Annotated in this window: 21 protein-coding genes; 13 read left to right on the top strand and 8 right to left on the bottom strand. The window is 72.0% G+C overall.

The window, feature by feature from the left end; translation table 11 throughout:
- The first annotated feature begins 19 nt into the window (after positions 1-19).
- Both ABEA34_RS22625 and ABEA34_RS22620 read left to right on the top strand, forming a co-directional pair.
- The gene (locus ABEA34_RS22625; RefSeq protein WP_345524003.1) at positions 20-934 is read left to right on the top strand and encodes a homocysteine S-methyltransferase family protein; all 915 of its coding nucleotides are present in this window, start codon (positions 20-22) and stop codon (positions 932-934) included.
- A 126-nt stretch (positions 935-1,060) separates the two neighbouring features.
- Positions 1,061-2,131: an alkene reductase gene (locus ABEA34_RS22620; RefSeq protein WP_345524002.1), complete on the top strand. Its 1,071-nt coding sequence runs from the start codon at positions 1,061-1,063 to the stop codon at positions 2,129-2,131.
- A gap of 86 nt (positions 2,132-2,217) precedes the next feature.
- Here ABEA34_RS22620 and ABEA34_RS22615 read toward each other — a convergent pair whose 3' ends face one another.
- Entirely contained in the window at positions 2,218-2,916 is a 699-nt protein-coding gene (locus ABEA34_RS22615; RefSeq protein WP_345524000.1) for a L,D-transpeptidase family protein, read from the bottom strand.
- Positions 2,917-3,072: 156 nt separating this feature from the next.
- Here ABEA34_RS22615 and ABEA34_RS22610 point away from each other — a divergent pair, with 156 nt between their 5' ends.
- Both ABEA34_RS22610 and ABEA34_RS22605 read left to right on the top strand, forming a co-directional pair.
- Positions 3,073-3,705 carry a hypothetical protein gene (locus tag ABEA34_RS22610; RefSeq protein ID WP_345523998.1) on the top strand — a complete coding sequence of 211 codons (633 nt, stop codon included), beginning with the start codon at positions 3,073-3,075 and terminating at the stop codon, positions 3,703-3,705.
- A gap of 121 nt (positions 3,706-3,826) precedes the next feature.
- Positions 3,827-5,266, top strand: a complete 1,440-nt coding sequence (locus tag ABEA34_RS22605) for an ATP-binding protein (protein WP_345523997.1) — start codon at positions 3,827-3,829, stop codon at positions 5,264-5,266.
- Here ABEA34_RS22605 and ABEA34_RS22600 read toward each other — a convergent pair.
- Complete coding sequence (locus ABEA34_RS22600) at positions 5,263-7,344, bottom strand: 3-hydroxyacyl-CoA dehydrogenase NAD-binding domain-containing protein (RefSeq protein WP_345523996.1); 2,082 nt, start codon at positions 7,342-7,344, stop codon at positions 5,263-5,265. The genes ABEA34_RS22605 and ABEA34_RS22600 overlap by 4 nt on opposite strands.
- Before the next feature lies 1 nt (position 7,345).
- A complete protein-coding gene (locus ABEA34_RS22595) occupies positions 7,346-8,572 on the bottom strand; it encodes a thiolase family protein (RefSeq protein WP_345523995.1) in 1,227 nt (408 codons plus the stop codon).
- A gap of 196 nt (positions 8,573-8,768) precedes the next feature.
- Here ABEA34_RS22595 and ABEA34_RS22590 point away from each other — a divergent pair, with 196 nt between their 5' ends.
- The 4 genes from ABEA34_RS22590 to ABEA34_RS22575 are packed head-to-tail and all read left to right on the top strand — an operon-like array spanning position 8,769 to position 12,562.
- The gene (locus tag ABEA34_RS22590) at positions 8,769-9,728 is read left to right on the top strand and encodes a PAC2 family protein (RefSeq protein WP_345523994.1); all 960 of its coding nucleotides are present in this window, start codon (positions 8,769-8,771) and stop codon (positions 9,726-9,728) included.
- Positions 9,728-10,585: an acyl-CoA thioesterase gene (locus ABEA34_RS22585; protein ID WP_345523993.1), complete on the top strand. Its 858-nt coding sequence runs from the start codon at positions 9,728-9,730 to the stop codon at positions 10,583-10,585. The genes ABEA34_RS22590 and ABEA34_RS22585 overlap by 1 nt, the downstream gene beginning before the upstream one ends.
- Positions 10,582-11,460 carry an acyl-CoA thioesterase gene (locus tag ABEA34_RS22580; RefSeq protein ID WP_345523992.1) on the top strand — a complete coding sequence of 293 codons (879 nt, stop codon included), beginning with the start codon at positions 10,582-10,584 and terminating at the stop codon, positions 11,458-11,460. Before ABEA34_RS22585 ends, ABEA34_RS22580 begins: the two co-directional genes overlap by 4 nt.
- Positions 11,461-11,464: 4 nt before the next feature.
- A complete protein-coding gene (locus ABEA34_RS22575; RefSeq protein ID WP_345523991.1) occupies positions 11,465-12,562 on the top strand; it encodes a DNA glycosylase AlkZ-like family protein in 1,098 nt (365 codons plus the stop codon).
- Here ABEA34_RS22575 and ABEA34_RS22570 read toward each other — a convergent pair.
- Together ABEA34_RS22570 and ABEA34_RS22565 are read right to left on the bottom strand one after the other, a co-directional pair.
- Complete coding sequence (locus ABEA34_RS22570; RefSeq protein ID WP_345523990.1) at positions 12,559-13,053, bottom strand: PaaI family thioesterase; 495 nt, start codon at positions 13,051-13,053, stop codon at positions 12,559-12,561. The genes ABEA34_RS22575 and ABEA34_RS22570 overlap by 4 nt on opposite strands.
- Positions 13,050-13,424: a winged helix-turn-helix transcriptional regulator gene (locus tag ABEA34_RS22565; protein WP_345523989.1), complete on the bottom strand. Its 375-nt coding sequence runs from the start codon at positions 13,422-13,424 to the stop codon at positions 13,050-13,052. Before ABEA34_RS22565 ends, ABEA34_RS22570 begins: the two co-directional genes overlap by 4 nt.
- Positions 13,425-13,442: 18 nt before the next feature.
- On the opposite strand from ABEA34_RS22565, the gene ABEA34_RS22560 reads away from it, so the two are divergent.
- From ABEA34_RS22560 to ABEA34_RS22545, 4 genes are read left to right on the top strand one after another with little or no spacing between them, the layout of a single operon-like run.
- Positions 13,443-14,813: an MFS transporter gene (locus ABEA34_RS22560; RefSeq protein WP_345523988.1), complete on the top strand. Its 1,371-nt coding sequence runs from the start codon at positions 13,443-13,445 to the stop codon at positions 14,811-14,813.
- 7 nt (positions 14,814-14,820) lie between these two features.
- A complete protein-coding gene (locus tag ABEA34_RS22555; protein WP_345523987.1) occupies positions 14,821-15,225 on the top strand; it encodes a nitroreductase family deazaflavin-dependent oxidoreductase in 405 nt (134 codons plus the stop codon).
- A 6-nt stretch (positions 15,226-15,231) separates the two neighbouring features.
- On the top strand, positions 15,232-15,654 hold the full coding sequence (locus ABEA34_RS22550) for a YkvA family protein (RefSeq protein ID WP_345523986.1): 423 nt from the start codon (positions 15,232-15,234) through the stop codon (positions 15,652-15,654).
- A 56-nt stretch (positions 15,655-15,710) separates the two neighbouring features.
- On the top strand, positions 15,711-16,100 hold the full coding sequence (locus tag ABEA34_RS22545) for a hypothetical protein (protein WP_345523984.1): 390 nt from the start codon (positions 15,711-15,713) through the stop codon (positions 16,098-16,100).
- On the opposite strand, the gene ABEA34_RS22540 is transcribed toward ABEA34_RS22545, so the two are convergent.
- Positions 16,090-17,253: a serine hydrolase domain-containing protein gene (locus ABEA34_RS22540; protein ID WP_345523983.1), complete on the bottom strand. Its 1,164-nt coding sequence runs from the start codon at positions 17,251-17,253 to the stop codon at positions 16,090-16,092. The two genes, ABEA34_RS22545 and ABEA34_RS22540, sit on opposite strands and share 11 nt — an antisense overlap.
- A 134-nt stretch (positions 17,254-17,387) precedes the next feature.
- On the opposite strand from ABEA34_RS22540, the gene ABEA34_RS22535 reads away from it, so the two are divergent.
- Entirely contained in the window at positions 17,388-17,723 is a 336-nt protein-coding gene (locus ABEA34_RS22535) for a hypothetical protein (protein ID WP_345523982.1), read from the top strand.
- On the opposite strand, the gene ABEA34_RS22530 is transcribed toward ABEA34_RS22535, so the two are convergent.
- Both ABEA34_RS22530 and ABEA34_RS22525 read right to left on the bottom strand, forming a co-directional pair.
- The gene (locus tag ABEA34_RS22530) at positions 17,682-18,521 is read right to left on the bottom strand and encodes a MaoC/PaaZ C-terminal domain-containing protein (protein WP_345523981.1); all 840 of its coding nucleotides are present in this window, start codon (positions 18,519-18,521) and stop codon (positions 17,682-17,684) included. The two genes, ABEA34_RS22535 and ABEA34_RS22530, sit on opposite strands and share 42 nt — an antisense overlap.
- Position 18,522: 1 nt before the next feature.
- A complete protein-coding gene (locus ABEA34_RS22525; RefSeq protein ID WP_345523980.1) occupies positions 18,523-19,887 on the bottom strand; it encodes a 3-oxoacyl-ACP reductase in 1,365 nt (454 codons plus the stop codon).
- Positions 19,888-19,936: the final 49 nt, after the last annotated feature.

Genomic DNA, 19,936 nt, shown 5'->3' with positions numbered 1-19,936 from the left:
TTCGGGCAGGGAGGCTGTCATGACCCATCACGACCTGTCCTGGCTCTCGGCCCGCCGCTACGTCAGCGACGGCGGGCTCGAGACCGACCTGATCTTCCACCACGGCGTCGACCTGCCGGAGTTCGCGTCGTTCCCGCTCGTCGAGGACGAGCGCGGACGAGGCCTGCTGCGCGACTACTACGACGGGTACGCCGCGGTCGCGCGGCGGGCCGGCGCGGGGCTGACCATGGAGTCGCCGACGTGGCGCGCGAACCCTGACTGGGGTGCCCGTGTCGGCTACGACCGGGCCGCTCTCGACCGCGTCAACCGCGCCAGCATCGAGCTCCTCCACCAGCTCCGCGACTCGTACGCCGACCTCGACGACGTCCGCGTCATCGGGGCGATCGGGCCGCGCGGCGACGGCTACGTCGCGGGGGAGCGGGCCGACCCGGACGAGGCCGCCGCCTACCACCGCGCCCAGGTCGAGGCGTTCGCCGACGCGGGTGCCGACGTGGTCGCGGCGTACACGCTGACCGGTCCCGAGGAGGGCATCGGCATCGCCCGGGCAGCCCGGGCCGCCGGCGTCCCGGTGTGGGTCGGGTTCACGGTCGAGACCGACGGTCGTCTGCCCGACGGCACCGGGCTCGCCGAGGCCGTGGCGATGGTGGAGACGCACGAGGCCGCCGACGGGTACGTCGTCAACTGCGCCCACCCCACGCACATCGCGCCCGGTCTCGACGGCGGCGAGTGGCTCGCGCGCATCGTCCAGGTCAACCCCAACGCCTCGACCCAGACGCACGCCGAGCTCGACGCCGCCGAGGAGCTCGACGAGGGAGACCTCGACCTGCTCGCCACGTCGTACGACGGGCTCCGTCCGGCACTGCCCGGGCTCCGGGTGGTCGGCGGCTGCTGCGGCACCGACGCCCGGCACGTCGCCGCCCTCTGGGGCGTCTGAGCGCCGCCAGCATTCCATGCGTGCTCGGCAGGTGAACCTCCTCACCCGGCGATCATGGAATGTCTGCCGACTGGGCACGGCTGGGACAGATGACCCTGTCTTCCAGCCCAAGGAGCTGTCGCCACGATGGCTGACCTGTTCGAGAACCTGACCGTCGGCGCCTGGACCCTGCCCAACCGCATCGTCATGGCACCGCTCACCCGCAACCGTTCGAAGGGCACCGTCCCTGGTGACCTCGCGGTCGAGTACTACTCCCAGCGCGCCTCCGCCGGCCTGATCATCACCGAGGGCAGCCAGCCCAGCGCGCGCGGCCAGGGCTACCTGGACACCCCCGGCTTCCACTCGCCCGAGCAGCTCGAGGGCTGGCGCCGGGTCGCGGACGCGGTGCACGAGAACGGCGGCCGCATCGTCGCCCAGCTCATGCACGCCGGCAGGATCGCCCACCCGGACAACACCGGGGGACAGGAGATCATCGCTCCGAGCGCGATCGCCGCCCCCGGCAAGATGGTCACGGCAAACGGTCAGAAGGACTTCCCCACCCCGCGCGCCATCGAGACCGACGAGATCCCGGCCGTCATCGAGGAGTTCGTCAGCGCCGCCCGCAACGCGGTCGACGCAGGGCTCGACGGCGTCGAGGTGCACGGTGCCAACGGCTACCTGATCCACCAGTTCCTCGCGCCCGGCTCCAACGAGCGCACCGACGAGTACGGCGGGTCGCCCGAGGCCCGCGCCCGCTTCGCGATCGAGGTGATCCGGGCGGTCGCCGACGCGATCGGCGCCGACCGGGTCGGCGTACGCCTCTCGCCTGCTCACAACATCCAGGGCGCGACCGAGGACGACCCGGACGACGTCGAGGCGACGTACGCCGCGGTCATCGCCGGCATCGCACCCCTTGGCCTCGCCTACCTCAGCGTGCTGGCGCAGCCGCGGCTCGACCTGGTCCAGCGGATGCGCAAGGACTTCGGTGGCGTGCTGATCGCCAACGACGGCTTCGGCGTGGTGACGACGGCCGCGATGGCGCAGGCGCTGCTCGACGAGGACGTCGCCGACGCCGTGGCGATCGGGCGGCTCTTCCTCGCCAACCCCGACCTGCCGAAGCGGTGGCAGACCGGCGCCGAGCTCAACGAGCCGGACCAGGACACCTTCTACGGTGGCGGCGCCGAGGGCTACACGGACTACCCCTTCCTGGACGACTGAGCCTGGACCACTGACCGACGACGGACGTCATACGGATCGAGCGCCAGAGGCCACGATTCGTATGACGTCCCGCCGGCGGCGGCGGGCTAGACCACCCGCACCGGCGTGCGACGGGTGGTGAAGTTCCAGACCTTGAGCGAGAGCGACCGGCTGAGCCGGATGCAGCCGTGGGACTCGGACATGTTGGTGCCGAGGATCCATTCCGCGTGGATCTGCTGCCCGTTGCTCTTGTAGCGCGGGATCCGGTGGAAGCCGATGCCGCACGGCGCGAACCGCACGAAGTTGTCGAGCCAGACGTTGCCGCTGGTCGACTGGTTGAGCTTGATCCGCCCGGCACGCCCGCAGTAGGACCCGGTCGCGTGTGCACCTCGGCGCAGCTCTCCGGTGTTGTCGACCATGCCGCCCTGGGCGATGACCGAGCCCCGGGGCCCGACGAGCCAGACCCAGTTCTGCGCCTGGGAGATGACGATCCGGCGTCCCGAGCCCGAGCGGGCGGGCACGGGGCGTACGTCGCAGCGCGGCGCGTCCTCGGCGTACAGCCGTTTGCGCGTGCGTTGGTCGAAGCTGCCAGTCTGCCGCAGCCCGACGCGCGACTGGAAGCGGACCACCGCCGAGCGCGTGTGCTGGCCGGCCTTGCCGTCGGCCGGGCCGGCGTCGCAGTGCAGCGCGTTGAGCCGGCGCTGGACGCGTTCGGTGGGGGACGGGTCGGCGGCGGAGGTGGGCACGGCCAGCCCGAGGGCGACCACCCCGATGACGCTGAGGATGAGGGTCCGGTAGAGGTGCACCCGACCATCGTCGCAAACGAGCGACGAGGACGCAGGACCCTCGGCGGTCGCCGACCGCCAAGGTAAAGGTATTCGTAACCTGCCCGAAACATGTCTCGAACGGCGCTACGTTCCCCGCGTTTTGTCCATGCAGGTTCATCTAGGGGAGACCAGCACATGAAGCGCAACACGAAGGTCAGCCTCGCCGTCGTCACGGCCGCGGCGCTCCTGACCATTGGGGGAACGTCCGGCGCGATGGCCGCCAAGCTCATCACGAGCAAGGACATCAAGAACGGCACGATCGCGGCAGTCGACCTGTCGCCGAGCGTCAACAAGGACATCAAGAAGGCCGGCACGCCCGGCCCGAAGGGTGCCACCGGCGACCAGGGCCCGGCCGGTGCGACCGGTGCGACGGGCGCCACCGGCGCGACCGGTGCGACCGGTCCCGCCGGCCCGAAGGGTGACTCCGGCCTGACCGGTGCCTTCTACGCCACCGCCGTCTACAACGCCGGCGACGCCAACTCGGGCGCGATCGCGACCGTCGCGTGCGACCCGGAGTCGTCGGACTTCACCGCCATCGCGGGCGGTGTCCAGGAGATCGGCGTCGGTGGCAACAACGCGGCTGTCGGCTCGTCGTTCCCGGGTCGCATGGACTGGGAGAGCAACACGCCGAAGGAGGACCGGCTCGACGGCTGGATCGTCCAGTTCGAGTCCACCGTGGCTCCGGAGAACGTCACCATCTGGGCGCTCTGCGTCCCCGGCACCGACATCCCGGTCAAGAACACGTACACGAAGGTCGAGGACGAGTAGCCCTTCGCCTCGAGAACGCCCCTCGCACGCTCGCGTGCGGGGGCGTTCGTCGTAGGCCCGCTGGTCCGGACCGGGCGAGGCACGACCCCCGTACGCAACACCCGTCGCCTACGGTGTCCGCATGCAGGATGCGGGCGAGGGAGCGGACCCGTGGCTCCTCACGTTGCACCACTCGCCGATCGGGATGGCGATGGTCGGCCTCGACGGGCGCCTGCTCATGGTCAACCTCGCGATGTCGGAGATGCTCGGGTACGGCGTCGAGGAGCTCACCCAGCGCGGCTTCCAGGAGCTCACGCACGCCGATGACCTGGACGCCGACCTCGTCCTCTTCCGCCAGGCACTGGCCGGTGAGATCGACTCCTACCGGCTGCGCAAGCGCTACCTGCACGCTGCCGGCCATGTGGTGTGGGGCGACCTCTCGGTCGCGCTCGTGCGCTCACCCGACGGGACTCCGCTGCACTTCATCTCGCAGATCCTCGACATCACCGCCGCGGAGCGGGAGCGCCAGTCGTTGGAGGCGGTCTTCGAGACCGTCACGGTGGGGCTGCTGCTGATCGGGCCCGATGGCCGCTACGAGCGGATGAACCGGCGGCACCAGGAGACCATGCACCTGCCGTTCCCGGATGGCCACGAGGGCGAGGCGGGCCAGCTCGGCCACGTCTACCACCTCGACGGCCACACCTTGATGGCCCGGGACGACATGCCGTCCTTCCGCGCGACCCAGGGCGAGGAGTTCGACGACTACACCTACTGGGTGGGCGACGATCCCGCGACCCGGCGGGCCTTCTCGACCTCGGCGCGGCAGGTGCGCGGCCCGTCGGGGGAACGGCTGGGCGCGGCGCTCGCCTACCAGGAGCTCACCGAGCTGTTGCGGGCGATGAAGGTGAAGGACGAGTTCATCTCCTCGGTGTCGCACGAGCTCCGGACCCCGCTGACGTCGGTGCTCGGCTATCTCGAGCTGTTGCGGGACGACGACTCGCTCACCCCCGAGGCGAGAGCCCAGGTGCTGACGATCCAGCGCAACGCCGTACGCCTGCAGGCACTGGTGTCCGACCTGCTGCAGGTCGGGCAGGTCGGCGAGGGCAGCCTGCGGATCCGGTACGCCGACGCCGATCTCACCGCCCTGGTGCGGGACGCGGTCGAGGCGGCCCGCCAGGACGCCGCCGGCCGCGGGATCGAGATCGCCGTGGAAGCGCCGGTCAGCCTGGTGGCGCGCGTCGACGAGCAGCGGATCAGGCAGGTGCTGGACAACCTGCTCTCCAACGCCCTGAAGTACAGCAGGACCGGTGGCTCCGTGGTGGCGACGCTCCACGAGACATCGGACGCCGTCGTGCTCGAGGTCTCCGACACCGGGATCGGCATCGCCGCGGACGAGGTCGAGCACGTCTTCGCCCGTTTCTTCCGCGGCGGTGGTGCGCTCGAGCAGCACATCCCCGGGACCGGGCTCGGGCTCAACATCGTGAGCTCGATCGTCGCCGCGCACGGCGGCGAGGTCAGCCTCGAGAGCGAGCTCGGGCGGGGCAGCACGTTCCGTGTGGTGCTGCCCCGCACCGAGGGCTAGTGGAACCTGCCGAGGCCCTCGCGCTCGAGCAGCATCGTCAGGCCGCCGTTCCAGAACGAGAACCCGGCGCCGGTGATCATCGCCAGGTCGAGGTCCTCGGCGGCGACGACGACACCCTCGTCGAGCATCCGGCGGGCCTCGTCGGCCAGCGCGGTCAGCACCCGGGTGCGCACCTCGTCCGACGACAGCACGACCGGCGTGGCCGGCTGCTCGAGCAGCGCCTGCACCTCGGGGTCGAGCGCGCCGTCGGGACCGTAGTAGGACGACTTCCGCGCCTCGACCACACGAGCCAGCGCGGGGGAGACGTAGAAGCGGTCGGGGAAGGCGCCGTGCAGGGTCTCGTTGTTGTGCAGCGCGATGGCCGGACCGACCAGCGAGAGCAGCACGAAGGGCGGCATCGGGGCCACGCCCGCGAAGGCGCCGTCGACGACCGGCACCGGGGTGCCCTCGTCGACGATCCTGCCGACCTCGCCCATGAACCGGCCGAGCAGCCGGTTGACGATGAATGACGGGCTGTCGTTGACCAGGATCGTGGTCTTCTTCAACGCCTTGCCCGTGGCGAACGCCGTGGCCAGCGTCGCGTCGTCGGTCTGCCCGCCCTTGACGATCTCCAGCAGCGGCATCACCGCGACCGGGTTGAAGAAGTGGAAGCCGACGACCCGCTCGGGGTGCTCGAGGTCGGCGGCCATCTCGGTGATCGACAGCGACGAGGTGTTGGTCGCCAGCACGCACTCGGCGGAGACGACCTTCTCGACGTCGGCGAAGACCGACTTCTTGACCGACATCTCCTCGAACACGGCCTCGATCACGAAGTCGGCGTCCGCGAAGGCGGCCTTGTCGACCGCGCCGGAGACCAGGGCCTTGTGGCGATTGGCCTTGTCGTGGGAGATCCGGCCCTTGGCGAGCAGCTTGTCGATCTCGGCGTGCACGTAGCCCACGCCCTTGTCGACCCGCTCCTGGTCGAGGTCGGTCAGCACGACCGGCACCTCGAGGCGGCGTACGAAGAGCAGCGCGAGCTGCGAGGCCATGAGGCCCGCGCCGACGATGCCGACCTGGGTGACCGGGCGCGCGAGCGAGCGGTCGGGAGCACCGGCGGGGCGCTTGGCGCGCTTCTGCACCAGGTCGAACGCGTAGAGCGACGCGAGCAACTCCGGCGTCCGCGACATCGCCTCGAGCGCGTCGTCCTCCGCCGCGAAGCCCTCGTCGCGGGTGGCGGTCCTCGCACCCGCGATCAGCTCCACGGCCCGGAGCGCGGCCGGGCTGGCGCCACCGGTCTTGGCCTGCGCCAGCGCCGTGCCACGGGCGACGGCGGCGTCCCAGGCCTCGCCGCGGTCGACCTCGGGACGGTCGACGACGATCTCGCCGCGCAGCACCGCTGCCGCCCAGAGCAGCGACTGCTCCAGGTAGTCGGCGCCGGAGAAGACCGCGTCGGCGAGGCCGAGCTCGTACGCCGCCTGGCCGCCCAGGGTCTTGCCGTTGTTGAGCGGGTTCTCGAGGACCAGGGTCACGGCCGCGTCCGCCCCGACCAGGTTGGGCACCAGGTAGGCGCCGCCCCAGCCGGGGACCAGGCCGAGCATGACCTCGGGCAGGCCGAGGGCCGGCGCGCTGTCCATCACCGTGCGGTAGTGGCAGTGCAGCGCGACCTCGAGGCCGCCGCCGAGGGCGAGGCCGTTGATGAAGCCGAAGGACGTCTTGCCACCGGGCTCGCCGAGCTTGCGGAAGACCGCGTGCCCGAGCTCCGCCACGACGCGTACGGCGTCCGCGCCGCCGCCGGCGATCGACGTCAGGTCGGCGCCGGCCGCGAGGATGAACGGCTTGCCGGTGACGCCGATCGAGGTGACCTCGTCGTCCGCCAGGGCCGCGTCGATCGCCGTGTTGAGCGCGATCAGCGAGCGCGGCCCGAAGGTGTTGGGCTTGGTGTGGTCCTCGCCGTTGTCGAGGGTGATCAGGCCCATCACGCCCGCGCCCTGCCCGTTGATGGAGGGCAGCGTCACCTTCCGCAGGTGGGCCTGGGTCACGCGCTCGGCGTCGGAGGAGATCTCCTGGGCGCGGGCCAGCAATGTCGTCAGGTCACTCATGTCAGGCCCCGCTCTGCTCGTCGGTGTTGGCGGTGTGGTGCGGGTTCTCCCAGATCACGGTGCCGCCCATGCCGATGCCGATGCACATGGTGGTCAGGCCGTACCGGACCTCGGGGTGCTCCTCGAAGGAGCGGGCGAGCTGCGTCATCAGCCGGACGCCGGACGAGGCGAGCGGGTGGCCCATCGCGATCGCGCCGCCGTAGGGGTTGACCCGGGCGTCGTCGTCGGCGATGCCGAAGTGCTCGAGGAACGCCAGCACCTGCACGGCGAACGCCTCGTTGACCTCGAACGCGCCGATGTCGTCGATCGTGAGGCCGGCCTGCTTGAGGGCCTTCTCGGTCGCCGGGATCGGGCCGGCGCCCATGACCTCGGGCTCGACGCCCACGTAGGAGTAGGCCACCAGCCGCATCCGGATCGGGAGGCCGAGCTCCCTGGCGGTCTCCTCGTCGGCGAGCAGCGATGCGGTCGCGCCGTCGTTGATGCCCGCGGCGTTGCCGGCGGTCACCTTGCCGTGCGCGCGGAACGGCGTCTTCAGCGCGGCCAGCGTCTCCATCGTGGTGCCGGGACGCATCGGCTCGTCGGTCGAGGCCAGGCCCCAGCCGAGCTCGGCCGACTTCGTGGCCACGGGCACCAGGTCGGGCTGGATCTTGCCCGCGTCGTACGCCGCGGCGGTCTTCTCCTGGGAGCGGACGGCGTAGGCGTCGACGCGCTCCTTGGTGATCGTGGGGTAGCGGTCGTGCAGGTTCTCGGCGGTCTTGCCCATCACGAGCGCGTCGGGGTTGACGATCCGCTCGGAGAGGATTCGCGGGTTGGGGTCGACGCCCTCGCCCATCGGGTGGCGGCCCATGTGCTCGACGCCGCCGGCGATGGCGACGTCGTACGCACCGAAGGCGATCCCGGAGGCGGTGGTGGTCACGGCGGTCATCGCGCCGGCGCACATCCGGTCGATCGCGAAGCCGGGCACGCTCTGCGGCAGCCCGGCGAGCAGCGCGGCGGTGCGGCCGATGGTGAGGCCCTGGTCGCCGATCTGCGTGGTGGCGGCCACGGCCACCTCGTCCACGCGCTCGGGCGGCAGCGACGGGTTGCGCCGCATGAGCTCACGGATGCACTTGATGACGAGGTCGTCGGCGCGGGTCTCGGCGTACTGGCCGGTGGCCTTGCCGACGCCGAAGGGAGTGCGGACGCCGTCGACGAAGACGACCTCTCGCAGCTGTCGAGCTGTTGCCATCTCTGGGGATCTCCTCAGGAGTCGAGCGGGGGCGGAGGACGTAAGGTTACCCCACGGTAACAACGCGGCAGACGGGCGCCGGACGTGGTCCTCGACACCCCCGGACGCCGCGTCGGCGGAACAACGGGGCCGCCCACTACGGTTAGGCGAGAGCAACGGCCACCGGGTCGTCGACCCTGACCGGAGAAGGAGCCCCGTGAGCAAGCGCGAACGCCTGGTGCACATCATCGACGACGTGCCGGAGCTGGACGCGGTGCGGGAGGACGGCGCCGACCTCACGATGATCCTGGTGCTCGACGGGTTCCTCGACGCGGGCAACGCGGCGGCCCGGGCCGCCCAGCACCTGACCGACCTCTCGGACGGTCCGGTCGTGGCGACGTTCGACGTCGACCAGCTCCACGACTACCGGGCGCGGCGTCCCCCGATGACCTTCGTGCGCGACCACTACGCGGCGTACGACGCGCCGCGGCTGGTCGTCCGGCTGCTCCGCGACACCGGCGGCACGCCGTACCTGCTGCTCAGCGGACCGGAGCCCGACAACCGGTGGGAGGCCTTCTGCCGCGCGGTCCGCGAGGTCGTCGAGCAGCTCGGCGTGACCCGGGTCATCGGGATCGGCTCGGTCCCGATGGCGGTCCCGCACACCCGGCCGATCGCGCTCACCCCGCACGCCAACGACCCGGCGCTGCTGACCTCGGTCAGCCCGTGGCGCGGCGAGCTCCGCATCCCCAGCAGCGCCCAGGCCCTCCTGGAGATCCGGCTCGGCGAGTGGGGTCACGAGGCGATGGGCTTCGTCGCGCACGTGCCCCACTACCTGGCGCAGATGGACTACCCGCTCGCGGCCGCCGTGCTGCTGGAGCAGGTCGAGATCGCCGGCCGGCTCACCATCGACCTGTCCGGCGTGCGGGCCGAGGCCGAGGACAAGGAGGCCGAGATCGCCGGCTACCTGACCGCCAACGAGGAGGTCGCCGAGGTGGTGGCCGCCCTCGAGCGCCAGTACGACGCGTTCGAGCGCGCCGAGGAGGAGGGGTCGAGCCTGCTCGCCCCCGACGAGCCGATGCCGACCGGTGAGGAGATCGGCCGGCAGTTCGAGCAGTTCCTCGCCGGCCTCGACGGACCCGAGGACCCGCAGGGCGGCGCCGACCAGGAGCGTGGCTGATGCCTCGTGACGCCGACGAGCTGCTCGAGCTGCTCGACCTCGAGCGGATCGACGACGACCTCTTCCGCGGCGCCCAGATGCCGACCAGCCGGCCGATGGTCTTCGGCGGACAGGTCGCCGCCCAATCGCTGGTCGCAGCCACCCGGACCGTCGAGGACCGGTTCGTCGCCCACTCGCTGCACTCCTACTTCCTGCAGCCGGGCGACCCGAGCACGCCGACCGTCTACGACGTCGAGAACCTGCGCGACGGTCGGTCGTTCGTCACCCGGCGGGTGATCGCGCAGCAGCACGGGCGCCCGATCTACGCCCAGACGGTCAACTTCCACCTGGAGGAGCCGGGCTTCGAGCACGAGGAGTCGATGCCCGACGTACCCGGTCCGGACGACCCGTCGGTCCGCCCGGTGAGCCGCAAGGCCCAGGAGGAGCTGCACGCCGACCAGTGGAACGTCGCCGACATCCGCTTCGTCGGCTCGTCGTCCGGCGGCCTCGACGACGACCCCGCGCACCCCGGTCGGCAGCGCGTCTGGCTGCGGGTGTCCTCGCCGCTGCCCGACGAGCAGTCCTTCCACCGCGCGGCGTTCACCTACCTCTCCGACATGACGCTGATCGGTGCTGCGATGGCCCCGCACGGCATCAGCTTCGGCAAGGGCGACGCCTTCGTGGCCTCGCTCGACCACGCGGTGTGGTTCCACCGCCCGTTCCGCGCCGACGAGTGGTGGCTCTACGACCAGGTCTCGCCGTCCGCATCCGGTGGTCGCGGCCTCGTCCTCGCCCGCGTCTTCACCCAGGAGGGCCACCTCGTCGCCTCGGTGGCACAGGAAGCGGTGCTCCGCCCGCGCAAGGAGGGTGGCCGGTGAACCCCACCGAGGAGCTCGTCGACCTGCTCGACCTGGAGCGGCTCGACGGCGACCTGTTCCGCGGGAAGCAGCCGGAGTCCGCGCGTGCTCGCGTGTACGGCGGCCAGGTGGCCGCCCAGGCGCTGATGGCCGGCATCCGCACGGTCCCCACCGACTTCGCGGTGCACTCGCTGCACTCCTACTTCCTGCGCGGCGGCGACTACGCGGTCCCGATCGTGTACGACGTCGAGCGCATCCGCGACGGCCGGTCGTTCATGACCCGTCGCGTCGTCGCCCGTCAGCACGGGCGGCCGATCTACTACCAGACCCTCAACTTCCAGGTGCCCGAGGAGGGCTACGAGCACCAGGACGTGATGCCGGAGGTCGGTGCGCCCGAGACCGGCTTCGACCTGGTCGACGTGATGCGCCGCGGCGGCAACGACGAGGCCGACGCGCTGGGCAAGGAGTGGGGCGCGCTCGACGTGCGCTGGCTCGGCAACACCCGCTTCGGGCTCGAGCCCGACGACGGCCACGTGTCGCAGGCCCGGATGTGGATCCGGCTCCGGGAGGGCCTCCCGGACGACCCGGCCATCCACGTCGCCGCGTTCACCTACGCCAGCGACGTCAGCCTCCTCGGCTCGACGCTGTCGGTGCACGACGTCAACCCGTCGAAGACGCAGATGGCCTCGCTCGACCACACGCTGTGGTTCCACCGTCCCTTCCGGGCCGACGACTGGTGGCTCTACGACCAGTGGTCGCCGTCGGCGCAGGGAGCCCGCGGCCTGGCGTTCGGCCGGATCTTCACGGCCGACGGCACGCTCGTCGTCACGGCCGCGCAGGAGGGCCTGATCCGACCGCGGCGCCCCGGCACCGAGGGACCGGGCGTCAAGGAGTAGGTCGTTGTCCGAGCCGCACCACCTCACCCGCGCCGACGCGCGGCGGATCGCGGTGCGGGCGCAGCTGCTGACGACGCCCCGGCCGACTGGGCTGCTCGACGTCGTACGCCACCTGATGGTGCTGCAGGCCGAGCCGACCAGCGCGGTCGCCCCGAGCGCCGACCTGGTGCTGTGGAGCCGCCTCGGACCGTCGTACGACGTGGGTGCGCTGCGCGACGCGATCGACGAGCAGGTCGTGATCGAGCACCAGGGCTTCATCCGGTCCGCCGAGGACATGGCACTCTTCCGGGCGGAGATGGCGCAGTGGCCGGGCACCGGTGAGCTCACGGACTGGCAGGTGTCCCGGGCGGAGTGGGTCGCCGCCAACGACGGCTGCCGCCGTGACCTGCTCGAGCGGCTGCGCAGCGACGGTCCGCTGCCGACCAGCGAGCTGCCCGACAGCTGCGAGGTGCCGTGGCAGTCGTCGGGCTGGAACAACGACCGCAACGTCCGGATGCTGCTCCAGCTCATGGTCGCTCGCGGCGAGGTCGCGACCGCGGGGCGCCAGGGTCGCGAGCAGCTGTGGGACCTGGCCGAGCGGATCTATCCCGACGACCCGGTGCCCGACGTCGACGAGGCTCGCCGGATCATCGACCAGCGGCGGCTGGCCGCGCTCGGCATCGCCCGGGCGAAGGCGGCGTCGTCGCCGGGGGAGCAGCATGGGGTCGGCGAGGCCGGGGAGCCCGCCGTCGTCGAGGGCGTCCGCGGCAGCTGGCGGGTCGAGCCCAGCCTCCTCGACGTGCCGTACGCCGGCCGCGCCGCGCTGCTCTCGCCGTTCGACCGGCTGGTGCAGGACCGCAAGCGGCTGACCGAGATCTTCGAGTTCGACTACCTGCTGGAGATGTACAAGCCGGCCGCGAAGCGTCGCTGGGGCTACTACGCGCTGCCGATCCTGTACGGCGACCGGCTGGTCGGCAAGCTCGACGCCGCCGCCGACCGCGCCGAGGGGGCGCTGGTCGTGCACGCCGTCCACGAGGACGAGCCCTTCGACGACGAGGTGGCCGAGGCCGTCCGCGCCGAGATCGCATCCCTCGCCGACTGGCTGGACCTCGAGGTCGTCTAGCCCGGCAGGTCGAAGATCAGCAGCGTGCTGCTGGCGGTCGCCACCAGCGCGCCCGAGCCGTCGGTCACGGTCGCCTCGGTGAAGCCGACGCGGGAGCCGGACTTCACGACCGTGCCGGTGGCCGTCAGCAGCCCGCTGCCGGCGCGCACCGCCTTGAGGTAGCTGACCTTGATCTCGACCGACGTGTAGCCCTTGCCCTGGGGCAGCGTCGTGTGGAGGGCGCAGCCCGCTGCGGAGTCGAGGAGCGTGCAGACCAGCCCGCCGTGCACGGCGCCGATCGGGTTGTAGACCGACCCGTCCGGCGTGCAGGTGAAGACGGCGCGGCCGACCTCGGCCTCGACCAGGTCGAACTGCATGGTCGCCGCGATCGGCGGGGCCGGCAGCTCGCCCTTCATTACCGCCTGCATGTAGTCGATGCCGGGCATCGACAGCCCCTGCAGGGTGCCCGGGCCCGGGTCCTCCCAGGTGATGGTGCGGGTGCGCTCGCTCATGGGGTGAGCCTCCGGTATCGCTCGAGCCGTCGGGGATCGTCGGGGGCGACCGCGTGCTTGTCGCCCCAGGCCAGCAGAGCATCGAGCACCGACACCAGGTCTCGCCCGGACTCGGTCAGGTGGTAGTCGAAGCGCTCGGGCCGCTGCTGGTACGCCGTACGTCCGATGACGCCGGCGGCCTCCAGGGTCTTCAGCCGGGCGGCGATCCGGTCGCGGGGTGCGCCGGTGCCGCGCACGATGTCGCCGAAGCGGGTGCTGCCCAGCACGATCTCGCGCACCACCAGCAGGGCCCAGCGCTCGCCGACCAGCTCGAGCGACGCCGCGATCGGGCAGGGCCTCCCGGGGAGCTCGGCTAGCGGAACAGTCGTCATGCCGGTAGCGTGCCTTCAGTGAGTTTGAATGTCAAACACTCTGCTGCCTCGAGGGTCGCGACCCGGTCCCTGCTGCCGATCGCGCTGGGGACCGCCCTCGTGCTGGTCACCTACGTGACGCCGATGGCGACGATCCCGCGCACCGCCGCCGACCTGGGCGCCGGCCCGGTCGCGCGCGCCTGGATCCTCAGCTCGATGTCGGTCGGCCTTGCGGCCGCGCTGCTCGCGGCGGGCGTGCTCGGCGACGCCTACGGCCGGCGGCGGGTGTACGCCGCGGGCCTCGGCGCGATGGGGGTCGGCGCGCTGGTCTGTGCCGCCGCGCAGGAGCCGGTGCTGTTCGTCGCGGCCCGGGTGCTCGAGGGCGTCGGGGGAGCGGCGGTGCTCGCCTGCGGGCTGGCCGTGCTCGCCCACGACTTCGCACCCGGCCCGGCGCGCGTCCACGTCACCTCCATCTGGGGCGCCAGCGTCGGTCTCGGCATCACGGCCGGCGCGATCCTCTCGGCCGCGCTCGACTTCGGGACCGGCTGGCGGGAGACGTACGCCGTGGTCGGCGTGGTCGCGCTGCTCCTCCTGGTGCCCACGCTGGCGCGGATCGGGGAGTCGTCGGCCGCCCGGGCGCGCGGCATCGACGTGCCCGGCCTGGTGCTGCTGGTCGCCGCCATGACGCTGCTGGTCTCCGCGCTCACGCAGGGCCGCAACGGGGTCGACGCCCCGACGGTCGTGCTCGCCGCGCTCGCCGTGGTCGCGGCCGTCGGCTTCGGGCTCACCGAGCGCCGGGTGCCGCAGCCGCTGGTCGACCCGGAGCTGTTGCGTGGACCGCGCTTCCGCGCCGCGACCCTCGGTTCCCTCACGCTCGGTCTCGGCATCATCGGCATGTCGTCGTTCGTGCCGACCGTCGCCCAGCTCGGCCTCGGCGCGAGCCTCTGGACCGCCAGCCTGCTGGTCGTCGCCTGGTCGGGCACCAGCGTGGTCACGTCGTACCTCATCCGGCACCTGCGCCACCCGCTCGAGGGCCCGCGGCCGATCGCCGCGCTGCTCGTCGTGGTGGCGGCCGGGCAGCTGACGGGCTACGGGCTCGACGCATCCTCGAGCGTCTGGCGCCTGGCCGTGCCGATGTTCGTCGCCGGCCTCGCGACCGGTGTGCTCAACGCCCTGCTGGGCCGGGAGGCCGTGGCCAGCGTGCCGCCGGACCGGGCGGCGATGGGCAGCGGCGCCAACAACACGGCGCGCTACCTCGGTGCGGCCTGCGGGATCACGCTCTTCGTCGTCGTGGCGACGCACGCGGGCGCCGACCTGCTCGAGGGCTGGAACGTCGCCGTCCTCGTCGCGGCGGCGCTGAGCCTCCTCGGCGCGGCGACCATCGCGCTGTCGGGGCGCACCCGGGCATGATGGCGGCATGTCGGACTTCAATGACCGGGTGATCGCCGAGTTCCGCGCCCACCACGGGAAGGTCGGTGGCAACTTCGAGGGCGCCCCGCTGCTCCTCCTCCACTCCGTCGGTGCCAAGAGCGGCCAGACCCGCGTCAGCCCGATGATGTACCTCCCCGACGGCGACCGGTTCCTGGTCTTCGCCTCGAAGGCGGGCGCGCCCGACAACCCGGACTGGTACCACAACCTCAAGGCCAACCCCGACGCCACCATCGAGGTCGGCGACGACACCCTCGACGTACGCGCGGAGGAGCTTCCGCGCGCCGAGCGCGACGAGAAGTACGCCCAGCAGGCCGCTCTCTACCCCGGCTTCGCCGACTACGAGAAGAAGACCGACCGGGTGATCCCGGTCCTCGCGCTCACGCGTCGCTGACCGCTGGTGTCGTTTCCCTGGTGGCAGGTGCTGCTCGCGATCGCGAGCGGGTTGCTGGTGATGTGGTTGGTCCTGGTCGTCGCGCTGGCGGTGGTCGCGCGTCGTGCTCAGGACCGGCTCGGCTGGCAGGACGCGTTGCGCCTCGTCCCCGACGTGGTGCGCCTGGTGCGCCGGCTGGCCGCGGACGACGCGTTGCCTCGGGGCGTGCGCTGGCGGCTGTGGCTCCTGCTCGGCTACCTGCTGCTGCCGGTCGACGTGGTCCCGGACTTCCTGCCGGTCATCGGGTACGCGGATGACGCGATCGTGATCGTCCTGGTGCTGCGTTCCGTGGCCCGGGTGGCCGGTCCCGCTGCCCTGGACCGGCACTGGCCAGGCAGCCCCGAGGGGCTGACCGCGCTGCACCGCCTGGTAGGCGCTCGCGCCGGGTGAGGGCACTCTCATCCCGGACTCATGACCACCACATGCCGGGGCGGCACGATCGAGGCATGAAGAAGACAACCGCAACCGCCGCCGTCCTGTTGATCTCCGCCACCCTCCCGGTCCTCGGAGCGAGCGCCGCCCAGGCGAACGACCGCGACGTCGTACGCCACGGCTCCTGCTCGGGCAGCACCGACTGGAAGATCAAGGCGGGTCCCGACGACGGCCGGATCGAGGTCGAGTCCGAGATCGACAGCAACCGCGCCGGCCAGACCTGGGCCTGGACCCTGCGCCACGACGGCAAGGTCGCGGCGCAGGGCCGGTCGAAGACCGCCGGCCGCAGCGGCTCGTTCGAGGTCGAGCGCACGACGCGCAACACCGCCGGCGCCGACACGTTCAGGTTCCGTGCCGTCAACCGCGCCAGCGGTGAGGTCTGCGTGGCCCGGGTCAGCCTCTGACGCTGCAGAGCATCCGCTCGACGGCCCGGTCGACGTCGGCCACCATCTCCAGCGTCGACGGCAGCCCGGTCACCGTCACGACGGCCCACTCACCGTCGTCGGTGGCCAGGTTGCGGGTCTCGAAGCCCTGGATGTCGCCGCCGTGGCCCCACGCCACCGGCCCGCAGGTCAGCCGGTGCCGGGCGAGGCCGAGGCCGTAGCGCCAGCCGGGGTCGGGCTCGAAGTCCGGCGCATCGACGGTACGGCGCATCTCGGCGAGCTGGGCGGCCGGCAGCAGGCGCCCGCCGAGCAGTGCCTGCATGAAGCGGCCGAGGTCGCGAGGCGTCGACACCAGCTGGCCGGCGGACCAGCCCAGTGACGGGTCCAGCACGGTGATGTCCCGCCAGGTCCCGCCGGGACCGTCCCCGAGGTAGCCGCGCGGATGGCTGCCGCGGATCCGCTGCTCGCCGACGCCCGGCCAGTAGGTGTCGTGGAGGCTCAGCGGACGGATCACCCGGCGGGTGATCTCCTCGCCGATCGGGCGCCCCGTGACCCGCTGGGCCAGGAGGCCGAGGAGCACGTAGTTGGTGTTGCTGTACTCCCACCGGGTGCCCGGCCGGAAGTGCCGGCGCTCGCCCAGCGCGGCGTCGACCAGCTCGCGCGGCTCGACGTAGGTGTGCGCGGTCGAGCGCAGGTCGCCGCCGCCGTTGGTCACGATCGTGTCGTAGTCGGGCAGCCCGCTGGTCTGCTGCAGCAGGTTGCGCACCGTGATCCGGCGCCCGTCGTTTCCGTGGCCGCGGACGAGGTGCGGGAGGTAGCGCTCCACGGGTGCGCCGAGCCGGACCCGGTGCTCCGCGACCAGCTGCAGGACGACGGTGGCCGTGAACATCTTGGTGTTGCTGGCGATGCGCACCCGTGAGTCACGCGGCACCGGCGCCCCGGTCCGTAGGTCGCCGGTGCCGGCCGTGTAGGTGCGGGTCCGGCCGTCGGCGCCGCGGACGGTCGCGATCGCCCCGGGGAAGCCGGTCTCGGACACGAGCCGGTCCAGGCGCTGCTGCACGCCGTCCGGCCGGGGTGCGGCCAGGCTGTCCGGCTCGGCGGCGGTCGCGTGGCCGAGGGGTGCGATGCTCGCCGCCAGCAGGGCGGCGGCGGTGACGAGGTGACGCGAGCTCATGGGGAGCTCCTCTCCGAGACGGCCGACCCGGTTGGTCGGCGTACCTCGACGCTAGGAACTCCGCAGGCCCGCCACGAGCGCCGTTGGGAGGAACTCCCGGGGTTGCATCCTTCGGAGGATGGCATCCTGTCCGCATGGTCCACGCGCAGACTCCCGCGGGCACGAAGGCAGACGCCAGCGAGCCTCGACGCTCGCAGTGGCGGACGCTCGTCGGCGCAGTCTGCCTCCTGGTCGGAGGCCTGCTGCTCGTGCCGGTCGTCTACTACTCCTACCTCGACATCGACCCACCCGAGATGCGCCCGGGGGACCTCTACTTCGGTGACGGCACCGGGTTCGCGATCGCCGCCGGCTACGCGGTCGTGGCAGCTCTGCTGCTGCTCATCGGGTTGCTGCTGGTGCGCGACGGACGAGCTGCTGGTGGCGCCGGATCAGCCTCTGGTCGTCCGACCCGCCAGGTGCGGGGCGCCTGACGTCGGGTTGCTCAGCGAGAACGCGTAGCCGTCATCCGTGGGACGCGACCCGAACGCGACCGAGCCCGGCAGCAGGATCGGCTTCTTGAACGCGACGTCGACCCGGACCTGGTCGGGCAATCGGTTCTCGAGCGCGCCGACGCAGCGGCCCAGCGACCACATGCCGTGCGCGATCTGCCGCGGGAAGCCGAAGGCCTTCGCCGTCAGGCCGTAGAGGTGGATCGGGTTGTGGTCGCCCGAGACGCCGGCGTACCTGCGGCCGAGGTCGCCGGGCAGCTTCCAGACCGTGCCGCTCGGCGGTGCCTCGGGGTACGTCGCGCCTGTGGGTGCGGCCTCGTCGCCCTCGCCCCGACGCAGGAAGGTCGAGGTCTCCTCCCACACCAGCTCACCCGCCGAGTGCACCGTCGTCAGCAGGTCGAAGACCTGGCCCTTGGCGTGCGGGCGCAGGTGGTCGGGGCGCGCGGTGACCTGGAGCTTCTCGCTCACGTCGATGGGCCGGTGCTGGGTGATGGAGTTCTCGAGGTGCACGGTGCCGATGGCCGGGAACGGGAACGCCCCGGCCGTCATGATCTCCATGTGCAGCCCGAAGGCCAGCAGGTGCGGGTAGGGCAGCGGCAGGGTGTCCTTGTGCGGGAAGCCGCAGAGCGCGGCGTACGCCGTCAGGTGGTCGGTGTCGACCGGGACGTCGTGCCGCACGCGTGAGATGTCGGGCAGGGCGCCGCCGGTCTTGCGCACGCCGGGCAGCAGGTTGAGGCCGGGTACGACGGGCAGCGCCGCTTTGACCATGGTCGGCAGCACGTCAGGCCCCCAGCATCATCTGGCCGCAGACGCGGACCACGTTGCCGTTGACGGCGGTGGAGCCGGGGCTGGCGTACCAGGCGATCGTCTCGGCGACGTCGACCGGCAGGCCGCCCTGCGCCAGGGCGTTGAGCCGCTGCCCGACCTCGCGGGTCGCGAACGGCACCGCCGCCGTCATCTGCGTGATGATGAAGCCGGGCGCGACGGCGTTGATCGTGATGCCGTCCTGGAGCTCGTCGGCGAGCGAGTCGACCAGGCCGATGACGCCCGCCTTGGAGGCCGCGTAGTTGGTCTGCCCGACGTTGCCGGCGATCCCCGCGATGGAGGCGACCCCGACGATCGAGCCGCCCTTGTTGACGACCCCCTGGTCGAGGAGCTCGCGGGTGATCCGCTCGGGCGCTGTCAGGTTGACGGCGATGACCTGCTCGAAGCGGTCGCCCTTGTCGGCCGACGCGGCCATGTTGGCGAGCCTGCGGTCACGCGTGATGCCGGCGTTGTGCACGACGACGTCGACACCGCCGTGCCCGTCCTTCAGGTGGCGCGCGATCCGCTGCGGCGCGTCCTTGGCGGTGATGTCGAGGACGAGGTGGTCACCGTCCAGCTCCCGCATCACGGCCTGGAGCTCGCTGGCGGCCTGGGGGACGTCGATGCCGACGACGGTCGCGCCGTCGCGGTGCAGGACCCGGGCGATCTGCTCGCCGATGCCGCGGCTGGCGCCGGTGACGACGGCGACCTTGCCCTCGAGCGGGCGGGTCCAGTTTGCGACCGGGCCGGGCTTCGCGGCCCCGTGCGCGCCGATCCGGACGACCTGGCCCGACACGTACGCCGACTTCGGGGAGAGCAGGAACGCCAGCGTGCTGGCGACCGAGCCCTCGGCGCCGTCGGCGACGTACATGAGCTGGACGGTGCCCCCGCGCCCGATCTCCTTGCCGAGGCTGCGGGTGAAGCCCTCCAGCGCTCGCTGGGCGACGCGCTCGGCGCCGTCGACCTGCTCCGGCGGTGTGCCGATCACGACCACGCGGGGGCAGCGGTCGAGGCTGCGCAGCAGGGGCGTGAAGAAGTCGCGCAGCGCCACCAGCTGCTCGGAGGTCGTCAGCCCGGTCGCGTCGAAGACGAGGCCCTTGTACGTCGTGCCGTCACCGGGCGCCTCGCCGGACGGCGTCTCCACCGCGGCGATGCCGAGGGTGTCCAGGATCCCGACCAGCGACTCGACCAGACGACCGTGGCCACCGACCGCGACCGTGCCGTCGACCAGCGGGGCGCCGTCGGCGTACCTCTCCAGCGGGGTGGGCTGCGGGAGACCGAGCAGCCGGGTGACCTGCTTGCCGATCGCGGACGAGGTGAAGCCCTGATAGAGGTCGCTCATGATGGGTATGTAACTCCTTGTGTAACTGAGAGTCCAGATTTCGTGATCT

The organism is Nocardioides conyzicola (assembly GCF_039543825.1).
In the GTDB taxonomy this organism is placed as follows: Bacteria; Actinomycetota; Actinomycetes; order Propionibacteriales; family Nocardioidaceae; genus Nocardioides; species Nocardioides conyzicola.
The sequence above is the reverse complement of the archived record's forward strand: the minus strand, read 5'-3'. Positions and strand labels throughout refer to the sequence as shown.